Annotated in this window: 21 protein-coding genes; 9 read left to right on the top strand and 12 right to left on the bottom strand. The window is 63.1% G+C overall.

What is annotated here, in order from left to right:
- The first annotated feature begins 3 nt into the window (after positions 1-3).
- Complete coding sequence (locus tag AC3RCM_RS15705) at positions 4-1,530, top strand: cryptochrome/photolyase family protein (protein ID WP_104887467.1); 1,527 nt, start codon at positions 4-6, stop codon at positions 1,528-1,530.
- Positions 1,527-1,709: a DUF2256 domain-containing protein gene (locus AC3RCM_RS15700; RefSeq protein WP_080574912.1), complete on the top strand. Its 183-nt coding sequence runs from the start codon at positions 1,527-1,529 to the stop codon at positions 1,707-1,709. Before AC3RCM_RS15705 ends, AC3RCM_RS15700 begins: the two co-directional genes overlap by 4 nt.
- On the opposite strand, the gene AC3RCM_RS15695 is transcribed toward AC3RCM_RS15700, so the two are convergent.
- From AC3RCM_RS15695 to AC3RCM_RS15665, 7 genes are all read right to left on the bottom strand, one after another.
- Positions 1,647-2,135, bottom strand: coding sequence for a DUF2878 domain-containing protein (locus tag AC3RCM_RS15695; RefSeq protein ID WP_104887468.1), 489 nt, complete (start codon positions 2,133-2,135; stop codon positions 1,647-1,649). The two genes, AC3RCM_RS15700 and AC3RCM_RS15695, sit on opposite strands and share 63 nt — an antisense overlap.
- Positions 2,135-3,397: an SAM-dependent methyltransferase gene (locus tag AC3RCM_RS15690; RefSeq protein WP_104887469.1), complete on the bottom strand. Its 1,263-nt coding sequence runs from the start codon at positions 3,395-3,397 to the stop codon at positions 2,135-2,137. The genes AC3RCM_RS15695 and AC3RCM_RS15690 overlap by 1 nt, the downstream gene beginning before the upstream one ends.
- A complete protein-coding gene (locus AC3RCM_RS15685; protein WP_010953649.1) occupies positions 3,372-4,181 on the bottom strand; it encodes a DUF1365 domain-containing protein in 810 nt (269 codons plus the stop codon). The genes AC3RCM_RS15690 and AC3RCM_RS15685 overlap by 26 nt, the downstream gene beginning before the upstream one ends.
- Complete coding sequence (locus AC3RCM_RS15680; protein ID WP_064493321.1) at positions 4,178-5,425, bottom strand: NAD(P)/FAD-dependent oxidoreductase; 1,248 nt, start codon at positions 5,423-5,425, stop codon at positions 4,178-4,180. Before AC3RCM_RS15680 ends, AC3RCM_RS15685 begins: the two co-directional genes overlap by 4 nt.
- A gap of 6 nt (positions 5,426-5,431) precedes the next feature.
- A complete protein-coding gene (locus AC3RCM_RS15675) occupies positions 5,432-6,184 on the bottom strand; it encodes an SDR family NAD(P)-dependent oxidoreductase (RefSeq protein WP_457250760.1) in 753 nt (250 codons plus the stop codon).
- Complete coding sequence (locus AC3RCM_RS15670) at positions 6,181-6,603, bottom strand: nuclear transport factor 2 family protein (RefSeq protein WP_003254001.1); 423 nt, start codon at positions 6,601-6,603, stop codon at positions 6,181-6,183. Before AC3RCM_RS15670 ends, AC3RCM_RS15675 begins: the two co-directional genes overlap by 4 nt.
- 103 nt (positions 6,604-6,706) lie before the next feature.
- On the bottom strand, positions 6,707-7,153 hold the full coding sequence (locus tag AC3RCM_RS15665; RefSeq protein ID WP_029615462.1) for a PAS domain S-box protein: 447 nt from the start codon (positions 7,151-7,153) through the stop codon (positions 6,707-6,709).
- Between the two features lie 153 nt (positions 7,154-7,306).
- Here AC3RCM_RS15665 and AC3RCM_RS15660 point away from each other — a divergent pair, with 153 nt between their 5' ends.
- Positions 7,307-8,194, top strand: coding sequence for a MerR family transcriptional regulator (locus AC3RCM_RS15660; RefSeq protein ID WP_104887472.1), 888 nt, complete (start codon positions 7,307-7,309; stop codon positions 8,192-8,194).
- A 165-nt stretch (positions 8,195-8,359) separates the two neighbouring features.
- On the opposite strand, the gene AC3RCM_RS15655 is transcribed toward AC3RCM_RS15660, so the two are convergent.
- From AC3RCM_RS15655 to AC3RCM_RS15635, 5 genes are all read right to left on the bottom strand, one after another.
- Positions 8,360-9,997: a mechanosensitive ion channel family protein gene (locus AC3RCM_RS15655; RefSeq protein WP_104887473.1), complete on the bottom strand. Its 1,638-nt coding sequence runs from the start codon at positions 9,995-9,997 to the stop codon at positions 8,360-8,362.
- 67 nt (positions 9,998-10,064) lie between these two features.
- The gene (locus AC3RCM_RS15650) at positions 10,065-10,424 is read right to left on the bottom strand and encodes a cupin domain-containing protein (RefSeq protein WP_003253997.1); all 360 of its coding nucleotides are present in this window, start codon (positions 10,422-10,424) and stop codon (positions 10,065-10,067) included.
- Positions 10,421-11,014 carry a GNAT family N-acetyltransferase gene (locus AC3RCM_RS15645; RefSeq protein ID WP_231114314.1) on the bottom strand — a complete coding sequence of 198 codons (594 nt, stop codon included), beginning with the start codon at positions 11,012-11,014 and terminating at the stop codon, positions 10,421-10,423. Before AC3RCM_RS15645 ends, AC3RCM_RS15650 begins: the two co-directional genes overlap by 4 nt.
- 196 nt (positions 11,015-11,210) lie before the next feature.
- A complete protein-coding gene (locus AC3RCM_RS15640) occupies positions 11,211-12,170 on the bottom strand; it encodes a ribose-phosphate diphosphokinase (RefSeq protein WP_492629009.1) in 960 nt (319 codons plus the stop codon).
- Between the two features lie 95 nt (positions 12,171-12,265).
- The gene (locus tag AC3RCM_RS15635; RefSeq protein WP_064493314.1) at positions 12,266-13,255 is read right to left on the bottom strand and encodes a universal stress protein; all 990 of its coding nucleotides are present in this window, start codon (positions 13,253-13,255) and stop codon (positions 12,266-12,268) included.
- Positions 13,256-13,498: 243 nt separating this feature from the next.
- On the opposite strand from AC3RCM_RS15635, the gene AC3RCM_RS15630 reads away from it, so the two are divergent.
- From AC3RCM_RS15630 to AC3RCM_RS15605, 6 genes are all read left to right on the top strand, one after another.
- Positions 13,499-14,908: an LLM class flavin-dependent oxidoreductase gene (locus tag AC3RCM_RS15630; RefSeq protein ID WP_064493313.1), complete on the top strand. Its 1,410-nt coding sequence runs from the start codon at positions 13,499-13,501 to the stop codon at positions 14,906-14,908.
- Positions 14,909-14,928: 20 nt separating this feature from the next.
- Positions 14,929-15,900 (top strand): AMP-binding protein, encoded by a 972-nt coding sequence (locus AC3RCM_RS15625; protein WP_064493312.1) that lies wholly within the window; start codon positions 14,929-14,931, stop codon positions 15,898-15,900.
- Positions 15,897-16,667 (top strand): ABC transporter ATP-binding protein, encoded by a 771-nt coding sequence (locus AC3RCM_RS15620; protein WP_003253991.1) that lies wholly within the window; start codon positions 15,897-15,899, stop codon positions 16,665-16,667. Before AC3RCM_RS15625 ends, AC3RCM_RS15620 begins: the two co-directional genes overlap by 4 nt.
- Positions 16,664-17,545: a branched-chain amino acid ABC transporter permease gene (locus tag AC3RCM_RS15615; protein WP_003253990.1), complete on the top strand. Its 882-nt coding sequence runs from the start codon at positions 16,664-16,666 to the stop codon at positions 17,543-17,545. The genes AC3RCM_RS15620 and AC3RCM_RS15615 overlap by 4 nt, the downstream gene beginning before the upstream one ends.
- A gap of 4 nt (positions 17,546-17,549) precedes the next feature.
- Positions 17,550-18,614, top strand: coding sequence for a branched-chain amino acid ABC transporter permease (locus AC3RCM_RS15610; protein WP_003253989.1), 1,065 nt, complete (start codon positions 17,550-17,552; stop codon positions 18,612-18,614).
- Positions 18,615-18,692: 78 nt separating this feature from the next.
- A complete protein-coding gene (locus tag AC3RCM_RS15605; RefSeq protein WP_060538311.1) occupies positions 18,693-20,033 on the top strand; it encodes an ABC transporter substrate-binding protein in 1,341 nt (446 codons plus the stop codon).
- Positions 20,034-20,062: the final 29 nt, after the last annotated feature.

Genomic DNA, 20,062 nt, shown 5'->3' with positions numbered 1-20,062 from the left:
ACGATGCGCCTGGGCCTGGTGCTGGGTGACCAACTGTCGTTCGACCTGGCAAGTCTGACGTCCCTTGACCCTGCTCGCGATGCGGTCCTGATGGCGGAAGTGGAGGGGGAGGCCCGATACGTACCTCATCATCCGCTGAAGATCGTTCTCATCTTCAGCGCCATGCGGCATTTTGCCCAGGCCCTGCGTGAACGGGGTTGGCAGGTGCACTATGTCGAGCTGGACGCCGAGGGTAACAGCGGCAGCATCGTGGGTGAGTTGCGTCGATGGCAACAAGCCTTGGGCGCCACCCACATTCACTTGACCGAGTGCGGTGAGTGGCGCCTGGAGCAGGCCTTGCGTGATGCCGCACTGCCGCTTGTGTGGTTTCGCGACACGCGTTTTCTGTGCTCCCGTGAAGCCTTCGGGCGCTGGGCCACAGAACGTCGCCAGCTGCGTATGGAGCACTTCTACCGTGGCATGCGCAAGCGAACCGGCCTGCTCATGGAGCCTGACGGCAGCCCGGCAGGGGGAGCCTGGAATTTCGATGGCGACAATCGCAAGCCATTGCCACGGCAGCTGCGTGGCCCATTCGCTGCGCATTTTGCGCAAGACGACATCACGGCAGCGGTGGTGGCCTTGGTGCGTCAGCGCTTCAGCGACCACTACGGGGGCGTCGACGGTTTCGATTACCCCGTGACCCATGCCGAGGCACAACAGCTGTGGCAGCATTTTCTGGATTTCGGCCTGGCGGCTTTCGGTGACTACCAGGATGCGATGGCCGAAGGCGAGCCGTACCTGTTTCATGCGCGCATCAGTGCGGCGCTCAACATCGGCCTTCTGGATGTACGTCGTCTGTGCGACGACGTCGACAAAGCCTGGCGTGAGGGGCGGGTGCCGCTCAATGCAGCCGAAGGCTTCATTCGCCAGCTGATCGGCTGGCGTGAGTATGTGCGTGGCATCTATTGGCAGCGCATGCCGGCGTATGCCGGGCTCAATCACCTGAACAACCACCGGGCGCTGCCAGAATTCTACTGGACCGGGCGCACCCGCATGCGCTGCATGGCGCAGGCCATCGGGCAGACCCTGCGGTTGGGCTACGCTCACCATATTCAGCGGTTGATGGTTACCGGCAACTTCGCCTTGCTGGCCGGTATCGTGCCAACCGAGATTTGTGAGTGGTACCTGGCGGTCTACATGGATGCCTTCGAGTGGGTCGAACTGCCCAACACGCTTGGCATGGTGATGCACGCCGACGGCGGCTACCTGGGGTCCAAGCCGTACTGCGCCAGTGGTCGTTATATCCAGCGCATGTCCGACCATTGCAAGGCTTGCAGTTACAGGGTCGACCAGGTGACCGAAGACGATGCCTGCCCGTTCAATGCCTTGTATTGGCATTTTCTTATTCGCCATCGCCCCCAGCTCTCGGCTAACCCGCGCCTGGCCCTGGTCTATCGCAGCCTTGATGGCATGCCCGCTGGCCGTCGCGATGCGGTGTGGCAACGTGGCCAGTCATTGCTGGCGCGGCTCGATGCGGGGCAGGCGTTGTGAAAAAGAGCCTTCTGCCCAGCAAGGTTTGCGTGGTGTGTGGCCGGCCGTTCACCTGGCGCAAGCGCTGGGCACGCTGTTGGGAGCAGGTGCGCTACTGTTCCGAGCGATGTCGGCGGTCAGCGCCGCGCCGCGATGCGCGCCAGCAGGGGCAGGGCCAAAGCCCATATCGGCATCAGTAGCAGGCCGGTTTCCAGCGCGCCCAATGGCAAGGCGACACCTGCCAGCCTGGCGCCGCCTACGTAGGCCAGAGGGCCGCCAATCGCCCCCAGCAGTGCGCCGATTCGCCAGTGCCTGCCGGCCCATGCCAGGCTGTGACGCATCCCGCTGGCCAGCACCAACCACAGCAGCGCTAGCCACAGCGGCAGGGGCCCGGCGTCGAAACCGAACACCCCCAGTGCTCCCAGCACGCTGTCGAGCACGCAGCCGACAAAGGTGACACGCAACAGCGCCTTGAGCTCGGCATTGATGTCCGGGCACAGGCGCAGGTGCACTGCCACGCCCGGAATCACCAGCAGCAACAGCAAAGGCCGCTCGGCGCCCAGCACGCAGACCCACCAGCCGGCTTGCAGCCAGAGGGCATTGCCGATCAGCCAGCGGCTGTGCATCAGGCACCGCCAGGCAAGGGCGCGCGGCGTGCCTGGGGTGCTGCCCAGAGCAGGTGCGCAACACCGATCGCGCGTTCCTCGAAACCGCCCTGGCAATAGCAGAGGTAAAACTCCCACAGGCGCTGGAACATGTCGTCGTAGCCAAGGTCCGTCAGCGCAGTGCGTGCCTGACGCAGGTTTTCGCGCCAGTGTCGCAGGGTGTGGGCGTAGTCCAGGCCAAAATCTTCCATGTGCACAAGGTTCAGGCCAGTGTGCCGGCTGGCGGTGTCGAGCAACACGCTCAGCGAAGGCAGGGCGCCACCGGGGAAGATGTAGCGCTGGATAAAGTCGACCGAGCGCTGCGCCTGGGCATAGCGCTGGTCGCGGATGGTGATCGCCTGCAATAGCATCAGGCCTTCAGGCTTGAGCAGCGAAGCACATTGGCGGAAATACACCGGCAGGTAGCGATGGCCGACCGCTTCGATCATCTCGATCGAAACCAGTTTATCGAACGTGCCTTGAAGGTCGCGGTAGTCTTCGCGGAGCACTTGCACGCGCTGCCCCAGCCCCAAGGCCTTGACGCGCTGCAGGGTATGGCTGTACTGGGCCTCGGAGAGCGTTGTGGTGGTGACCCTGCAGCCATAGCGGGTGGCTGCGTGGATAGCGAGGCTGCCCCAGCCGCTGCCAATTTCCAGCAGGTGATCGTCAGGGCTCAGCTCGAGCTTCTGGCAGATGCGCTCCAGCTTGTGCAGCTGGGCCTGCTCCAATGTTTGCCCAGGGTATTCGAATTGCGCAGCCGAATACATCATGGTGGGGTCCAGCAGCCGCTCGAACAGGGCATTGCCCAGGTCGTAGTGGGCCAGAATGTTGCGCCGGGCACCGCGCTTGTCGTTGCGGTTGAGCCGGTGCAGCAGGCGCAGGGCAGGGCGGCCCAAGCGGGCCAGGCCACCCTCGAGCGCGTCGAGCACTTCAAGGTTGGCGACGAACAGGCGGGTCACCAGCGCCAGGTCGGGGCTGCGCCAATAGCCGTGAATGTAGGCTTCGCCAGCACCGATCGAGCCATTGCCGGCGATCAGGCTCCAGGTGGCGTCATCGAGGATCTCCACCTCGGCCTGCAACGGGCTGTCGGCATCACCGAAACTCCACTGCTGCCCGTGGCTGAGCAGGCGCAGGTGGCCGTGACGCAGCTTGCCCAACTGGGCGAGCACGGTGCTTCGTGCCAGCCCGCCGAGCAGGGGCGCAAGGCCTGCGAACTTGCTAACGCTCAGGGTGGGATTTGACATCATCAAGGTCCTCGCAAGGTTGGCCGAGTGCCAGGTCACCCTGGCAGGTGGTGTGGTCATGCACGGGGGTGCGTTTGAGTAACAGGCGCAGCGCTTGCCAGTAGATGGCCGAGACAGTGCGCAGGCTCATCCATGGGAAGTTCAGGACATACCGACGTAACGCTGCTCCATCCAGTGGCTTGCGGCGCAGGGCGAGGTCGGCCTCGAACACCTTTGTGCCGCCTTGCCAGTTCTGCATCTGAATGCGTACATGGTCCGTGTCCAGGAAAAAGCGCAGGCGATAGTCCATGTCCAACGGCATGAACGGCGACACATGGAAGGCCTTGCCGACGCTGAAGGGCCTGGCAAGGTTGCCTTGCACCGGGAGCACGTAATGAAAGCGTTCACGCCAGGGCGTGTTGCGCACTTCCATCAGGATCGCGGTCAGGCACCCGTCGCGGTCATGGCAGAAATAGAAACTCACCGGGTTGAACGACAGCCCCCAGCACCGCAGTTGCGTGAGCAGCTGTACCCGGCCTTCGGGCAGGTGCCCCGTCGCCTGCCCGACCAGCAAGCGTGCAGCCTGGGCCAGCGATTCGCCTTGGCGGGTCAGGGCGGGCAGGTAGTCGGTCTCGCGCCAGCACAACGGCGCCAGGCGCCAGCGTCCCAGCCAGCGTGACAGGCCCATCAGCCAGGATTGTTCGTCCAGGTCCAGGTAGAACATGCCGATCCGGTAGCGGAACGCGTGGACCCGCGGCGTCAGCCGACGGTGGCTGATCCAGCCCACGCAGAGGCTGCTGTTCACAGTTGCTCTCCGAAGTGCGCGGCCACCTTAAGTGCGCTGACCACCCCGTCTTCATGAAAGCCATTGCCCCAGTAGGCGCCGCAGAAGTAACTGTGCTGTTGCCCTTGCAGTTGCTCCTGGCACGCTTGCGCGGCGGACGCTGCAACGCTGTACTGGGGATGGGCGTACTGGAAGCGGGCGATCACCTGCGCCGGGTCTATCAGTGCGGTCTGGTTGAGGCTCACGCAGAAGGTTGTCGGTGCCTGGATACCTTGCAGAATGTTCATGTTGTAGGTCAGCGCGGCGGGAGCCTGCTCGGTGCCGCCCAGGCGGTAGTTCCAGCTGGCCCAGGCGCGCTGGCGGCGTGGCAGCAGACGGGTATCGGTGTGCAGCACCACGTCGTTGCTGGCGTAATCGATGGCGCCGAGTACGGCGCGCTCCTGGTTGCTGGGGCTTTCCAGCAGCGCCAGGGCCTGATCGCTGTGGCAAGCGAACACCACATTGTCGAAGCGTTCGGTGCCGGCCGCGTTCACGAGGGTCACGCCACCTTCGTCGCGGCTGACCCGGTAAACCTTGCAGTTGAGGCGGATGCGCTCAGCGAACGGTCGGCACAGCGGTGCGACATAGCTGCGCGAGCCGCCTTTGATCACCCGCCACTGTGGACGTTGGTTGACCGACAGCAAGCCGTGGTTGCGGCAGAAGCGCACAAAGAACTCAAGCGGGAAGTGGAGCATGTCTGCGCGAGACATCGACCAGATCGCCGACCCCATCGGCACGATGTAATGATCGATGAAGCGTTGCCCATAGCGGTTCGCTTGAAGGTAGTCGCCCAGCGTGGTGCTGGCATCGATACGCCGGTTGTCCAGGTCGGCCAGTGCCTGACGGTTGAAACGCAGAATGTCCCGGATCATCCCCCAGAACCCTGGGGACACCAGGTTGCTGCGTTGGGCGAACAGGGTGTTCAGGTCGTGGCCGTTATATTCCAGGCCCGTGATCGGGTCATGCACGGAAAAGCTCATCTCGGTCGGCTGTGATGGCACCTGAAGCTGGTCGAGCAAGCGGATGAAGTTCGGGTATGTCCAGTCGTTGAAGACGATGAAACCGGTATCTATTGCATGGCGCTGGCCTTTCCAGACCACATCAAGGGTGTGCGTGTGGCCCCCGACCCATTGCTCGGCCTCGAAAACCGTGACTTCGTGTTTGCGTGACAGCAAATGGGCGCAGGTCAGCCCCGCGATGCCACTGCCGATGATTGCTATACGCATGGATCATCATTCCTGTTCATGACGGGCGAGGCGTTGGCCCAGCGCCAGGCGCAGACGCGCGGGCAGCGCCCCGAGCAGGCGCAACACCAAGGTGAAAAGACCGGGGAAGTTGATTTCCAAGGGGCGGCCGGGCAGACGCCTGGCGATATGCCGGGCGGCACGCTGCGCGGACCACAACTGTGGCATGGGGAAATCGTTGCGCCGGGTCAGTGGCGTGTCCACGAAGCCTGGGCTTACCAAGGTGACCGCGATGCCTTCGCGGGCCAGGTCGATTCGCTGTGACTCCACCAGATAGCGCACTGCGGCCTTGGACGCGCCATAGGCGCCGGCGCGGGGCAAGGCCAGCCAGGTTACCGAACTGCCCATCACCACCAGGTGGGGGCGCTGGCCGGCGCGCAGCAAGGGTAATGCTGCCGCCAGGCAGTAGCTGACGCCCAGCAGGTTGGTGCGCATTACGCGCTCGACCAACGCCGGATCGAAATGCCCAGGCTCCAGGTATTCGCAGGTGCCGGCGTTGAGAATGGCCATGTCCAGGCCTCCCCAGGCCTGCTCGATTTGCGCAGCGATGCCGGCGACCTGCTCCGGGTTGTCAAGATCGCCAATGGCCAGCAATGCCTGCCCAGGAAACCGTTCGGCCAGCGGGGCAAGGCGGTCGGCGTTGCGTCCGCCCAAGGCAACCTGGTGGCCTTGCTCCAGGAGGGCTTGCGCGAGCGCGGCACCGATACCGCTGCTGGCGCCGGTCAGCCAACAGCGGCTCATGCCAGCCTGCCTTTGAGCCAGCGGATCGCTGTGCCCATGACGGGAAGGTGCTCATAAAGCAGGGCGCCGGCGTCGAAATAGTCCTGGTGAAAATGCACACGGTCGCGCCAATGCAGGCAGCTGCAGCCTTGCAACGTGATCGGCTGGCCGCCGGCCAGGCGCGGGTGGCAAAACTGCAGTGTCCAACGCAGGTAGCCCTGGCCGGGCTTCACCTCGTCGGCGCTGGTGAAGGCGTAGCGGATATCGGTGGCGTTGGCGTACAACTGCTCGAAGTAGGCGCGCAGGGCCTGCAGCCCCTGTATCTGGTGCAGGGGATCACGGAAGGTGACATCGTCGCTGTACAGTTTATCCAGCGTGTCGAGGCTCGCCCCATCAAGGCGGGCGAAGCGCTCGGCGAATTGCTGTAGGTACGCTGACATACTGGGCTCCAGGCAATCCTGTACAAAATTTAATTGTTGTACAGGTATAACTGAAGCCTAAGCCTTTATCTATACAAGTCAACGGTCTTGTATAGGTTTTTTGTCAGTGCTTGGCCTGGCCCTGCTGCCGGCGCAGTTCCGCCACTTCAGCCTCCAGCTCGCGAACCCTTTCCTCGGCGAATACTTGCGCTGTGACATCGCGCTGGATGCCGATGTAGTAGGTCAGCTGGTCCGCCTCGTTGTGCACCGGTGTGATGGACAACTCATTCCAGAACAGGCTGCCGTCTTTGCGGTAGTTGCGCAGCACCTGGCAGCAGGGGCGGCCTTCGCGGATCGCCTCGCGGATAATTGCGATGCCCGGCTGGTCGTGATCCTCGCCCTGAAGAAAACGGCAGTCCTGATAGAGAATATCGTCGGCGCAATAGCCGGTCAGGCGCTCGAAGGCCGGGTTGACGTAGATAAGGATGCTCTCATTGCCTTCCTGCTCGGCGACGACGATGCCATCGTTGGAATGTTCGACCATCAGTTGCAGGAGTTTTGCGTTGATCATGGGGCTCACCTACAGGCATTTCGTATGCGATGTGCGCCAAAGGCTTCCGTGCAGAAGCTTTTGGCGCCGTTTGTTGCATGATGAACCAAGGAGGCTCGCCGCAGAAGGTGCATCTGGGTTTAGAATGTATCACCCTCTGGATGACACCTCGTTATGACCGACGCCACCCCACCCGAATTGCTACCCATGCGCGATGTGGTCAGCCTGACCGGCATCAATCCGGTGACCTTGCGTGCCTGGGAGCGGCGTCATGGGTTGATTCGCCCGCAGCGCACCGAGGGCGGCCATCGCTTGTACACGGCTCAGGATGTGCAGCGAATACGCGACATCTTGCGCTGGACCGCCAACGGCCTGCCCATCAGCAAGGTGGGTGACAGGCTCGCCGGCCAGCCTGAGGCGCCTGTGCAGCAGCCCTCGGCCTTTGACGACTGGCGCGCCGCCGTTGCGCGCGCTTCCAGGGCATTCGATGCGCAGGCGCTGGAAGCGATCCATGGACAGCTGTTCACACTTTTGCCAAAGGCCACGGTGCTGCGGGACGTGCTGATGCCGGTTTGGCATGAGCTGGCTTCAGGCACTGCGCCAGGCCAGCGTAGCCAATGGCTGTTTCTCGATACGTTCTTGCGCGCCCGGCTGCTGCTGCGCCTGCAGATGAACCAGGTCGATGCGCCGCGGGTGCTGCTGGCGGGTACCGAGGGCCAAGCCGAATGCCAGGTGTTGTGCGCCGGGCTGCTGTTGAGCAGCGAGCGACAACGCATCGAAGTGCTCGGCTGCGGGCAGCCGCTGGAAGAGCTCCCGCTGCTGTGTGCAGCGGTGCAGCCTGCGGCACTGGTGATCGCGCTGCAGCCACCGGTGAGCCCTGCCTTGGCCAAGCGCCTGCGCTCGCTGCAGATGGAAATTGATTGTCCGTTGGCCTTGACGGGCGAGGGGCTGGCCGGTGTGCAAGCGGCCTTGCACGGGCTGCCGGTATGCCTGCTGGACGAGCAGGGTGCTGACGTCGCGCGTGTGCTTGATGCCTTGCTCAGGGGGGCGCTGGACGTTTGAGCTTGGTTCTGCGCCGTACTCAAAGTGGTTGGGTGCATAGCGGGTTGGGGATGGGGGCGCTGCTCGGCATGCTTTGGACCCAATCGGCCTCACCGTCTCCAATGTCCTGCTGGCGGTCTGTGGGCCGCTGATCATTGCGCTGACCGGCACGTGAGGCCTCATCGCTCACGCGGTATTTTCAGGTTTGGACGGGGCCGCGTGCCACTGCTCCTTGGGCACCCATTTGGGTTGCTCGGGGTCGCCCAGGTAGTGAGGCGACATGATTTGCACCCCATACTCGTTGAACACGTCCTGGATATTGGCGTGCAACAGGCTCAGTAGTTGCGCGCGGGGCCTGGGCTCTGACGGAATGGCCTGGGCCACTAATCGGTACTCGGGGTAGAAGTCCGACAGCGCCGTCTGGAATACCTGGGGCGTGGGCGTTTGCAGCACGCCGTCGGTGCGCCGAGCCGCTTCCAGCAACATCGCCTCGACCTGACGCCACGGGGTGTCATAGCCGATGGTCACCACGGTATCGACCACATAGCCTGGCCCTTGCACGATACGTGAGTAGTTCTTGGTCACCGAGCCGGTAATCATTGAGTTGGGGAGTGTCAGCACTTCGCCAAGCCCGGTGCGAATGGTCGTGGTGAACATGCCCACCTCGGTCACCGTGCCCTCGTAATCCCCCACACGTACAAATTCACCGGCGCGCAGCGTGCGCGTGTAGGTGAGGATCAGTCCGGCGGCGCCTTGGCCGATGACACTGGTCGCCCCCAGTGAAATCATCAGACCGAGCAACACTGACAACCCCTTGAAGGCATCGGTACCCGAGCCGGGTAGATAGGGGTAGGCCATCACCAGGGCGAAGAGCCAGATCGCCAGCGACGTCAGGCGCATGGTCGGTTGCAAGGTTTCGGCGGTCAGCCATTTCAACGTGCCTGGGCGTGCCATGCGCCTTAGCACACGCTTGGAGAAGGCGCTTATGCCACGGGCGATGAAGAAGATCGACAGTGCAACGGCCAGGCCGGGCATGGCACGCAAAATACCGCTGATCAGGTAGTTGAGCAGCTCCATCAGGTGAATATTGAGGCTTTCCCCCCAAGACCTTGTGTAGGGGAACTGAGACAGCACGAAGCCCAGCCACTGGTAGCAGAACAACAGCACGACCAACCAGTACAGCAGCCAGAGTGAGCGGTCGATCAGGTAGTACAGGTTCTGCAGGTCGAACAGTTGCGTGTGGCCGACCTTGAGGCGCTCGGAGTGTTTGCCCATCAGTTTGGGCAGCAGCCCCAGGAGCTTGCGTCGACAGTAGCCTGCGGCCTTTACCAGCATGAAAAAGACCACGGTTGCCGCAGCGCTGTAGCCTATCGCGGTGAGCAAGAACCGCAGGCTACGCGCCTGACGGGTTTCCTCGACGACAAGGCGCAGGTTCTCGGCGGCCTGCTCGGCGGCTTCGCCTGTTGTAATGTTGTCGGCCGCAGCATCCAGTGGCGTCACGATGAATGCACGGCGCCCGCCCAGCAGCACCAGGTAGCTGCGCAGGATAGGGTCGACGCGAACCTCCAGGTCGTTCGTTTCCTGGAGCGTTTCCTCGATGACCTTCTTGGCGCGCTGGGCGCGCACCTTGGGTGTTTCGCCCAGCAGCGTCGCACGAAAGACCAGCACCGTGCGGTTGATGACGGTCAGCGGGGCGGGTTCGGCAATCACACCCTCTATCTCTGGCCCGACCTGAGGGGTGTCTGCGTGGAGCAGGGGCGAGAACAGCACGTGGATCAGTAGCATCAGCCAAGCAGCCCGTCCCAACCTGCGCTTCATGCCCATTTAACAGCCCCTGTGCCGACGAGTGGATTGCTACCAGCATAGTCGGCTTCAGCAAGCATTCAGTGGCTTAGTTCGCGGGCACGAGGATCACGAAATTCTTCTTCATGTCTTCCACTACGGTCCATTTGCCCTTGGCGCCCGGTTCGATAATGAACGTGTCGCCAGCGGCCAGTGTGACCGGGGCGCAACCCTCAAGCTCGATGACGCAGCACCCACTCAGGACATGGCAGAACTCCCAGACTTTGTAGTCAATGCGCCACGCCCCGGTGCTGGCTTCCCATTCTCCGGAAATGCGACCTTGCTGTTCATCGTGATAGTACTTGGACGTCAGCGTGTGAGGGGTGCCTTCCAATACTTCTTCAAAGAAGGGCAGGTCGCGCAGCGGTTGGATATCCAGTTCGCGGAACACGGTCAGTTTCTGGTTCATGGCTGTTTCTCGAGCACGTTGTGAGTAGGGCGATACATTAAATAGGCTTCACCGGTGACGCCCAGCATCGGGTGCGGAACGATCTGGCAGGTTTTAACAATTTGAAAACCATGACGTTCGTAGAAGCGGCGTGCACCGTGGTTTTCTGCGTAATCGATCAGGCACAGTCCATCGAGGCCTGCGTCGTCAGCGCGCTGCTGGGCGTGGCGAAGAAACTCGGCACCCAGCCCCTGGCTCCGCCAGGCCTCATCCAGTGCCAGGCTGGATATGTACAAGGTATCGGGTATTTCCATGTCGGAATAAGGCGCGAGGACGGGGTCGGTCTCGACTGGCCTGTCAGGGGTCGCGCGCAAGGCATAGCTATGCATCATGCCGATGACGCGCTCTTCGAAAGTGGCCATCAGGCAGTTCTTGTATGAAAAGTCGCCCTGTTCTCTGGCATAGCGAGACGCACCGACACTCAGCAATGCTTCTCCAGGTGCGGCGAGCTTGCTCCATATGTAATCGGCCATGCCCTCCGATGTCAGTTGAAAGAAGCGCGCAATATCATGCGCGTCCGAGACTCGAGCGGGTCTGAAGTCGATAGGCATGTACAGTGCTCCCATGGTGCCGGGGGTCAGTTTTCAAGGGCTACGCCTTTGGCTGGGGGCAGGGTAGACGGTTATAGCGGTTCCCATGATGCTCTGCGCGAACACCATCGGCATGGCCTGCGACACTGCCCTCATGGCCAAATGGCCCGACGATTTCAGGAGCAGGGACACTCCGCCGGCGCCACCTGCGCCGGGGTCATGCGCCAGTACCCGGGCGGTTGGCAAGCAGCTCGGCGACCAGGGCGCTGGTATCGACGATATCCAGTTGCTCCAGGCATCGCACGGGCAGGCGAAAGGGGGCGATGCTGTCGGCCACCAGTACCCGTTCGAACGCGCCACTGTCGAACAGCTCGCCACCGGTGGTGAACAGGCCGTGGGTGGCCGCAGCCAGTAGGCGGCTGGCTCTGGCCTGCCGGCAGGCCTGGGCAGCGCGTAGTAGCGTCTGCCCCGTGCTGATCAGGTCGTCGAACACGATGACGGTGCTGCCTGCCACGTTACCGACCAGGTGTTCGCCGCTCAGGCCTGCCTGCTGGCGGTGTTTTTCCATCATGGCCACCGAGACCGGGCGCGCCAGCAGGTGCGCCAGGACCTGGCGAAACTGCTCCGCGCGTTTGACGCCACCGATATCCGGTGACACGACCGTGACCGCCTGCTCACCGAGTAGCGGGGCCAGGCGTTGGGCGAATAGCTGGGTGCATTGCAGGTTCCAGCTCGGGATTCGGTAGGCGTTGTCGAAGGCGCTGGGGTTGTGCACGTCCAGCGCCACAATGCGGTCCACGCCGCAGCTTTCCATCAGCCGAGCCACATGGCGGGTGATGATAGCGTCCTGAAACTCCACCTTGCGGTCCTTGCGACCATAACAGAGGTAAGGCGTGACTGCCGTCACCTGGCGGGCAGCAGCGTCCTTGAGCGCGCCACAGAAGAACAACAACCGGCATAGCTTGTCATGCGCGCTGTGGTGCGCGTCACCATACAGCGAGTGAAAGACGATGACCGATCGACCGTCCACCGATTCGCCAGGCCAGCACTTGTGCTCTCCGTCCTCGTAGTCGCGCTCTTCATGTGCAGACAGTTTCCTGCCCAAGCGTTGCGCCACGGCATTCCCATAGGCCTGGCTGCCTTGCAAGGCGAACAGCAACGGCGGTGTGTCATTCATGCCCTGCGCTCCAGAGGTCGTTCACAGCGACATGAGCTGCATGGCACTGTGCGGTTTGATGAGTATCCAGTCGAGCATAGCCAGCGGGCGATCGTTCAACCGTGAATCGCCAGAATACTGGAGTGAATCTTGTACAGGGTTTGCTCGGTAGTACTGCCGACGACCTTGCTCACCCCCTCGTGGTAGAGCGTGCCCATCACCACCACATCGAAGCCTTGCTGGTTCGCGTATTCGCTGACCACGTTACGGGCAGCACCCCGCACCAGGTGCAGGTGATCTGGCTTGATGCCATAACGGCCGCCGAACGTCGCCATGCGCTCGCGCGCACGACCGGACATTTCCTCGGCCAGTTTGTCTGTCCAGGCAACGGGTGCGGCGGCATAGGCAACGAAGCTGGCGCTGGGTTCGTAGGCCTGCAGCAGATGCAGTTGCGCCTTGCAGCGTTGTGCCAGTGCCTGTGCCGATTGCAGGATGTGGTCGTTGAGCTTCTCGATCAGCGGGTCGTGCTCGACCAGGTCCACGGCGACGAGTACGCGCGCTGGCAGCGTCGTTTCAGCCTGGGCTACCAGGTGCAGCGGGATCGGGCAGCGGCGTAGCAATTGCCAGTCCAATGGCGTGAGCAGGGCACGGCTCAAGGCGGTTTCGTGCTGGATGTCCTTGATCACCATCCCTATCCGGTGCAGTTGGGCCAGCCGGATCAAGTCCTTGAGCGGGTCTTGATCGTCCAGTGTCTCGGCGTAGGCGGTAATGCCCAGTTCGCCCATCGCCTTCACCTGGTCAGCGAGCCAAGCCTTTCGATGCTCGGCGTCCTGCTTGCGGGCGTTTTTGCGTAGCACCTGGTCCAGGGTTGCCAGGCGCGAGGGCAATTGACTGAGCGCCACCAGGTGCAAGGTGGCACCTGTCGCACTGCTCAGCGCTTGAGCACGCGTCAGGGCAGGCGAAGGGTGCAGGTCTGGATGGCAGATCAGCAGGAGTCTTGAGTAAGTATTCATGATGGCCTCCACCGCGGTGGCAGCCTCGATGAAGGCCCACCGGTTCAGGCCAAGCGTGACGCAGTGGGGCTCGATGACCTTGATATTTATCAAGATTGGCTGAATGCGGTGTACTCATGACCGGGTCGCAGAGCTCGGCATGTTTCTCGCTGCGCATCAACACTGTTCGCTGTTGTACAGCTGATCAGCAGTGATGTCGTCCTGCAGGCATTAAAGCTGCTTCGAGTAATCTCTATGTCATTGTAAATAAAAAAAATATTTATTGGCATGGATTGTGTTGATGGAGCATTGAGAGGCGCCGAAACAGGGTGCCGAGCCTATCGATCAGGAGCCCCCATGCCACGTGAAATTCGTTTGAACGCCTTCGAGATGAACTGTGTCGGCCATCAGTCGCCCGGACTCTGGAGGCACCCCAAGGATCGCGCCTGGCAATACAAGGATCTGGAATACTGGACGGATCTGGCCAAGTTGCTTGAGCGCGGTAAGTTTGACGGCATCTTCATCGCCGACGTGATCGGCATCTACGACGTGCTGGGCGGCAATGGCGATGCGGCGATCCGCCAGGCGACCCAGGTTCCGGTCAATGATCCGCTGGCACTGATCACCCCGATGGCGCTGGTTACCGAACACCTCGGTTTTGGCCTCACCGCCTCGCTGACGTTCGAGCACCCGTACCCTTTCGCCCGGCGCCTGTCGACCCTGGATCACCTGACCAAGGGGCGCATCGGCTGGAACATCGTTACCTCGTACCTCGACAGCGGCGCGCGCAACCTCGGGCAGAAGGCGCTGAGCGACCACGATGCGCGCTACGACTACGCCGACGAATATCTTGAAGTGCTCTACAAGCTGTTCGAGGGGAGCTGGGAAGAGGGCGCTGTGCTGCGTGATCGCGAGCGCGGTATTTTCAGCGATCCGAGCAAGGTTCATGCGATCCGCCATCAGGGCAAGCACTTCCAGGTGCCCGGCATCCACCTCTGCGAGCCTTCGCCGCAGCGCACGCCGGTGCTCTATCAGGCGGGGGCGTCGAGCCGTGGCAAGGACTTCGCCGCCGGACACGCCGAGTGCGTGTTCGTCGCCGCACCGTCCAAGGTGATCCTGAAGAAAACCGTGGCCGACATCCGCCGTCGCGCTGCCGAGGCCGGGCGTGATCCACGCAAGGTGCTGATCTTCAACCTGCAGACGGTGATCGTCGACGAGACCGACGCCAAGGCTCAGGCCAAGTGGCAGGAGCTCACGTCATATACCAGCTACGAAGGTGCGCTGGCGCTGATCTCGGGATGGACGGGGATCGACTTCGGCCAGTACCGGCCCGACCAGGTGCTCAAGCATATCCATACCAATGCCATTCAGTCGGCAGTGGAAACCTTTTCCACCGCCGACCCCAATAAGCAATGGACGGTGCAGGAACTGGCCGATTGGGTTGGTATTGGCGGCTTCGGCCCGCTGATCGTCGGCAGTGCGCAGACCGTCGCCGACGAGCTGCAGGCCTGGGTCGAGGAAACCGACGTGGACGGCTTCAACCTGGCTTACGTCCTGGCCCACGAAACCTTCCGCGATGTGGTCGAGCTGCTGGTGCCCGAGTTGCAGAAACGCGGTGTGTACAAGACCGAATATCGTTCCGGAACCCTGCGCGAGAAGCTGTTCGGCGATGGCCCGCGACTGCCCGCCAACCATCCTGGCGCCGGCTATCGCGACCTCAGCCAGCAGCGCGAAAACGTCGATGTCAACCTGGCCGAGCCGGCCTGAATCGGCAGAGGAGTCATCGCATGAGCATTCATGAACGCTATCCGCCGTTGCCCGACGTAGTGGCCGACAGCGCGCTGACGGCGCTGCAGCGTTGGGCCAGAGAACGGCCGACACAAATCGCCCTGCGTCATCGCCGTCTTGGTGCGTGGAAGGCCTGGCGCTGGATCGATGTGCAGCACGAGGTCGAGCGGGTTGCCAACGGCTTGCGCCAGCAGGGGTTCGGCCCCGGGCAGCGCCTGGCATTGAGTGGTGCCTTCGAGCCGAGCCTGCTGATTCTGGCGTTGGCTGCCCACCCGCTTGGCGGCCAGAGTCTGGTGATTGGCCGCGACAGCCGTGGCGATGAGCTGCAACGGCAACTGCGCCAGGGGCGTCCGACGTTCGCCTTCGTCCAACGCCGTGAAGACGTGTCGCACTGGTTGGGTAGCGGCCTTGCCGAGCTGTGGCCACTGCGTTTGTTTTCCGCCCAGGCCAATGTCGTGAGCAACGGCTTGTGGCAGGTGCAGCCGCTGTCGACGCTGTTTGTCGGCGAGGCGCCGGTGGCGCAGCGCCAGGGTTGGGCGCAGGTCGCCGAAGATGACGTGCTGTGGGTCGATGAGGGCACCGAATGGCATGAGGGATTGGGGCATTTGCTGAGCCGTTGGTTGCAACATGGCGAAAGTCTAGCCTTCCCGGAAACTAGCGAGTCTGCTGGTCGCGACCGTCGCGAAATCGCCCCGACCGGGTTGTTGTTGTCCGCTGCGGGGGTCGAGGCGCTGGCGGGCGAAATCGATGCCCGCCTGGCGCCACCAGGCAGTTGGCGACGGCGTTTGTGTGACTGGACGCTGGAGAATCCACACCAGGGCTTGCGTCGCTGGCTGAAGCAGCGGGTGCGGCGTCTGCTCGGCTTCCATCGCTTGCGCCGGATCGAGGTGCCAAGTGCGTCTGCCAGCGTGGCGCTACAAGGCCCGGCACGCTTGTCATGGCTGCACGAATATCTGGAGCGCGCGGCATGAGTGCTTTGCTGGAGGTGCGCAACGTGTCGCTGTCGTTCAAGGGCGTGAAGGCGATTTCCGACTTGTCCTTCAGCGTCAGGCGCGGCGAGATCTGCGCCCTGATCGGGCCGAATGGCGCCGGCAAGAGCTCGCTGCTGAACATCCTCAATGGCGTCTACCGGGCCGATGCCGGCCAGCTGTTCTTCGCCACCGAGCCGTTGCGCCGGCCGCACCCGCTGCAGGCGGCGCGGCTGGGGATCGGCCGTACCTTCCAGAACAATGCGCTGTTCAAGAAGATGAGTGTGCTGGACAACCTGCTTACCGGTCTGTCGCGTTTCCAGCGCAGTTTCTTTCTCGAACAGGCGCTGGGCCTGCCACGTGCCCGGCGCGAGGCCCGGGCTTTCGCCGAGCGCGCCGAGCAGGTGCTGGAGTTCCTCGAGCTGCAGCCCTGGCGCGACGTTGCCGTGGGCAGCCTGGCCTATGGCCTGCAGAAACGCGTGGAGCTGGGGCGTGCCCTGATCGCGCAGCCGACCCTGCTGCTACTCGACGAGCCGATGGCGGGGATGAACGCTGAAGAGAAACAGGACATGAGCCGCTTCATCGCCGATATCAACCGTGATCTCGGCACCACGGTGATTCTCATCGAACACGACATTCAGGTGGTCATGGGGCTGTCCAGCCACGTGGTGGTGCTGGACTACGGGCGCAAGGTCGGCGATGGCACACCGGCCGAAGTGCAGGCCAATCCCGATGTGATCGCCGCCTACCTGGGAGCGCCGCACGGATGAACTTCTTCCTGGAAACCTTAATCGGCGGCTTGCTCGCCGGCACCCTGTATTCGCTGGTGGCCATCGGCTTCGTGCTGATCTACAAGGCCAGCGGCGTGTTCAACTTCGCCCAGGGCGCGATGCTGCTGTTTGCTGCGCTGACCTTCGTTAGCCTGCACGAGCAGGGCCTGCCGTTCGCCCTGGCGTTGGCCCTGACCGTACTGGTGATGATCGTCGGCGCGCTGCTGATCGAGCGCCTGGTGCTGCGGCCCCTGGTCAATCGTTCGCAGATCACCCTGTTCATGGCCACCCTCGGCCTGTCGTTCATCATCGAGGGCCTGGCCCAGGGCTTGATGGGCGCCCAGGTGCGCGCGCTGGATCTGGGCATCGAGGACGTCCCGCTGTTCGTCGGCGAACTGATGATCAGCCAGTTCGACCTGGTCGCCTCCGGCGTTTCCGCCTTGTTGGTGGCGGTGCTGGCGCTGCTGTTCAACAAGACCCGCATCGGTGTGGCCTTGCGTGCGGTGGCCGACGATACCCGCGCGGCGCTGTCGCTGGGCATCAACCTCAACCGCATCTGGCAGATCGTCTGGGCCGTGGCCGGAATGGTCGGGCTGGTGGCCGGGCTGCTCTGGGGGGCGCGCCAGGGCGTGCAGTTCTCGCTCTCGCTGGTCGTGCTCAAGGCGCTGCCGGTGCTGATCATCGGCGGCTTCACCTCGATTGGCGGAGCCATCGTCGGCGGGCTGATCGTCGGTGCCGCCGAGAACCTCGCCGAAGCCTACATAGGCCCGCTGATCGGCGGCGGCATCACGCCCTGGTTCGCTTATTTCCTCGCCCTGATCTTCCTCTACATCCGTCCGGCCGGCCTGTTCGGCGACCGGGCCACCGAACGGGTATGACGCGATGACCGCTACCGTTTCACGCCTGGGCGCCGGCTTCGACGAGGCGCCGCTGACCCTGGTGCGCCGTCGCTGGCCAGTGGGCCTGCCGTTGTTGCTGCTGGTGGCCTTCGTCGGCTTGCCCTGGCTGGGCAACGACTACTGGCTCAACGCGATCCTGATTCCCTTCCTGGTGCTGTCGCTGGCCGGGCTGGGGCTGAACTTGCTGACCGGCTACACCGGGCAGACCTCGGTCGGTGCCGCCGGCTTTATGGCGGTGGGCGCCTTCGCCACCTACGGCCTGCTGCTGCGTGTGCCTGGGCTCCCTTTGCCGCTGGCGCTGATCGGCGGCGGGCTGATTGCCGGCCTGGTCGGCTTGCTGTTCGGCATACCCAGTTCGCGGATCAAGGGTTTCTACCTGATGGTCACCACGCTGGCTGCGCAGTTCTTCCTCGAATGGGTGTTCGCCAAGTTTCCCTGGTTCTACAACCATGCCTCGTCCGGCACCATCAGCGCACCGCGCCTGGAGTTGTTCGGCCACAGCCTGGCCTCGCCGGTAGGTCGCTACCTGCTGACCCTGAGCTGCGTGGTGCTGCTGACCTGGGTCGCGGTCAACCTGGTGCGCAGCCAGGTCGGGCGCAACTGGATGGCGATCCGCGACATGGACACCGCCGCCTCTGTGATCGGCATTCCGGTGGAGCGCTACAAACGCCTGGCCTTTGCCGTCAGCTCATTCTACCTGGGCATCGCCGGGGCGCTCTGGGCCTTCGCCTACCTGGGCACGTCCAGTGCCGGCAGCTTTGATATCAACCGCTCGTTCCAGATCCTCTTCATCATCATCATCGGTGGCATGGGCAGCATCGCCGGCAATTTCATCGGCGCGGCTTTCATCAGCCTCACACCGATTCTGCTCAGCCATGCCGGGCAGTGGCTGTTCGGCGGCAACGTCGATGCCGGGCAATTGCAGAACCTGCAGAAGATCCTCTTTGGCAGCCTGATCATCTGGTTCCTGATCAAGGAGCCGGAAGGCCTGGTACGCCTGCTCGGCGACCTGCGCGAACGCATCAGGGTCTGGCCGCTGCGCTTCTGAGCACGACCGCCTTTTTCCATGAACCTTGACCCGACCGCGGGAAAGGAGGTTTTCACCCCAGCACAAGAAGTTCACACCATGCGCAAACCCTTGCATCGTCACCTGCTCGTCAGCCTCTTCGTGCTTGGCGCCCAGGCCCTGTCTCCGGTCGTCACCCAGGCCGCCGACAACCAGCAGTTCATTCCCATGGCCACCTACCGGGTCGGCGCCTATGCCTCCAGCGGGATTCCCTGGTGGGCCGGAGAGATCGACTACTTCCGTTACATCAACGAGGTGGAAGGCGGCATCAACGGCGTCAAGCTGGTCTGGCAGGAGTGCGAGACCGAGTGGAACGTCGACCGTATCGTCGAGTGCTACGAGCGCTACAAAGATGGCAAGGATGGCGCGCCGACGGCGTTCTTCTTCACCCACAGCACTCCGGGCTCCTATGCGCTGATGGAGAAGGGCGCGGCCGACCGCATCCCGCTGATCGATGGTGCCGGCGGGCGCACCGAGTCTACCGACGGCAGCGTGTTCCCCTATGCCTTCCCACTGCTGCTGAACTACTACGGGCAGGCCTCGGTGGGCATCAACTACATCGCCGAGCGCGAGGGCGGCTTCGACAAGCTCAAGGGCAAAAAGATCGTCACCGTCTACCACGACTCGGCGTATGGCCGGGAAACCCAAGCGCCGATGAAGCTGCTGGCGGAAACATACGGCTTCGAGAACATCCAGATCCCGGTGGCCGATCCGGGCAATGAGCAGTCGGCGCAGTGGCGCCAGGTGCGGCAGATCAAGCCAGATTGGGTGTTCCTGCGTACCTGGGGCGTGTCCACTCCGGTTGGCATAAAGACGGCCGCACGCTTCGGCATCCCGGTGGAGCGCATCATCGGCGACGTCTGGGCCGGCTCCGAGGCCGACGTGCTCCCAGCCGGCACGGCGGCCAAGGGCTACCAGGCCCTGGCGCCGTTCCCCGGTGGCGACGGTTTCGAGATTCACCAGCGCCTGCGCCAGCACATCCTCGATGTTGGCAAGAGCGACCTGAAGGATAAGCGCTACTTCGGCAAGGTGTACTACAACATCGGCCTGATCAATGCCGCGATTGCCGTCGAGGCGCTGCGCACCGCCCAGGGCAAGTTTGGCAACCGCCCGCTCAATGGTGAGGAAGCGCGCTGGGGCTTCGAGCACCTGAATATCGACGCCGCGCGCCTCAAGGCCAGTGGCTTCGAAGGGCTGCTGCCACCGCTGCAGCTGTCCTGCTCTGATCACGAGGGCGGTGGTGCGGCCCGCGTTCAGCAGTGGGACGGCGAGAAATGGGTGCTGGTGACCGACTGGATCCAGGCCGACCGCACCACCTTGCGTCCGCTGATCGAGGCCAAGTCCGCCGCCTATGCCCAGGAGAAGGGCATCACCCCGCGTAATTGCGCCAACGAGCAATAACCCCCCATGACCTGCGCCCGGCCACCGTC

This window comes from Pseudomonas sp. GW823-FHT05G12, assembly GCF_058795575.1.
Note: the sequence above shows the minus strand (reverse complement) of the source record. Positions and strands in the feature narration are given on the sequence as shown.

What these genes read in the sequence shown, in the direction of transcription:
- AC3RCM_RS15695 (WP_104887468.1), bottom strand. Translation starts at nt 2,135, where the DNA reads ATGCACAGCCGCTGGCTGATCGGCAATGCCCTCTGGCTGCAAGCCGGC.
- AC3RCM_RS15670 (WP_003254001.1), bottom strand. Translation starts at nt 6,603, where the DNA reads ATGTCAGCGTACCTACAGCAATTCGCCGAGCGCTTCGCCCGCCTTGAT.
- AC3RCM_RS15680 (WP_064493321.1), bottom strand. Translation starts at nt 5,425, where the DNA reads ATGCGTATAGCAATCATCGGCAGTGGCATCGCGGGGCTGACCTGCGCC.
- AC3RCM_RS15675 (WP_457250760.1), bottom strand. Translation starts at nt 6,184, where the DNA reads ATGAGCCGCTGTTGGCTGACCGGCGCCAGCAGCGGTATCGGTGCCGCG.
- AC3RCM_RS15690 (WP_104887469.1), bottom strand. Translation starts at nt 3,397, where the DNA reads ATGTCAAATCCCACCCTGAGCGTTAGCAAGTTCGCAGGCCTTGCGCCC.
- AC3RCM_RS15625 (WP_064493312.1), top strand. Translation starts at nt 14,929, where the DNA reads ATGAGCATTCATGAACGCTATCCGCCGTTGCCCGACGTAGTGGCCGAC.
- AC3RCM_RS15620 (WP_003253991.1), top strand. Translation starts at nt 15,897, where the DNA reads ATGAGTGCTTTGCTGGAGGTGCGCAACGTGTCGCTGTCGTTCAAGGGC.
- AC3RCM_RS15705 (WP_104887467.1), top strand. Translation starts at nt 4, where the DNA reads ATGCGCCTGGGCCTGGTGCTGGGTGACCAACTGTCGTTCGACCTGGCA.
- AC3RCM_RS15655 (WP_104887473.1), bottom strand. Translation starts at nt 9,997, where the DNA reads ATGGGCATGAAGCGCAGGTTGGGACGGGCTGCTTGGCTGATGCTACTG.
- AC3RCM_RS15615 (WP_003253990.1), top strand. Translation starts at nt 16,664, where the DNA reads ATGAACTTCTTCCTGGAAACCTTAATCGGCGGCTTGCTCGCCGGCACC.
- AC3RCM_RS15605 (WP_060538311.1), top strand. Translation starts at nt 18,693, where the DNA reads ATGCGCAAACCCTTGCATCGTCACCTGCTCGTCAGCCTCTTCGTGCTT.
- AC3RCM_RS15610 (WP_003253989.1), top strand. Translation starts at nt 17,550, where the DNA reads ATGACCGCTACCGTTTCACGCCTGGGCGCCGGCTTCGACGAGGCGCCG.
- AC3RCM_RS15630 (WP_064493313.1), top strand. Translation starts at nt 13,499, where the DNA reads ATGCCACGTGAAATTCGTTTGAACGCCTTCGAGATGAACTGTGTCGGC.
- AC3RCM_RS15650 (WP_003253997.1), bottom strand. Translation starts at nt 10,424, where the DNA reads ATGAACCAGAAACTGACCGTGTTCCGCGAACTGGATATCCAACCGCTG.
- AC3RCM_RS15660 (WP_104887472.1), top strand. Translation starts at nt 7,307, where the DNA reads ATGACCGACGCCACCCCACCCGAATTGCTACCCATGCGCGATGTGGTC.
- AC3RCM_RS15640 (WP_492629009.1), bottom strand. Translation starts at nt 12,170, where the DNA reads ATGAATGACACACCGCCGTTGCTGTTCGCCTTGCAAGGCAGCCAGGCC.
- AC3RCM_RS15665 (WP_029615462.1), bottom strand. Translation starts at nt 7,153, where the DNA reads ATGATCAACGCAAAACTCCTGCAACTGATGGTCGAACATTCCAACGAT.
- AC3RCM_RS15645 (WP_231114314.1), bottom strand. Translation starts at nt 11,014, where the DNA reads ATGCCTATCGACTTCAGACCCGCTCGAGTCTCGGACGCGCATGATATT.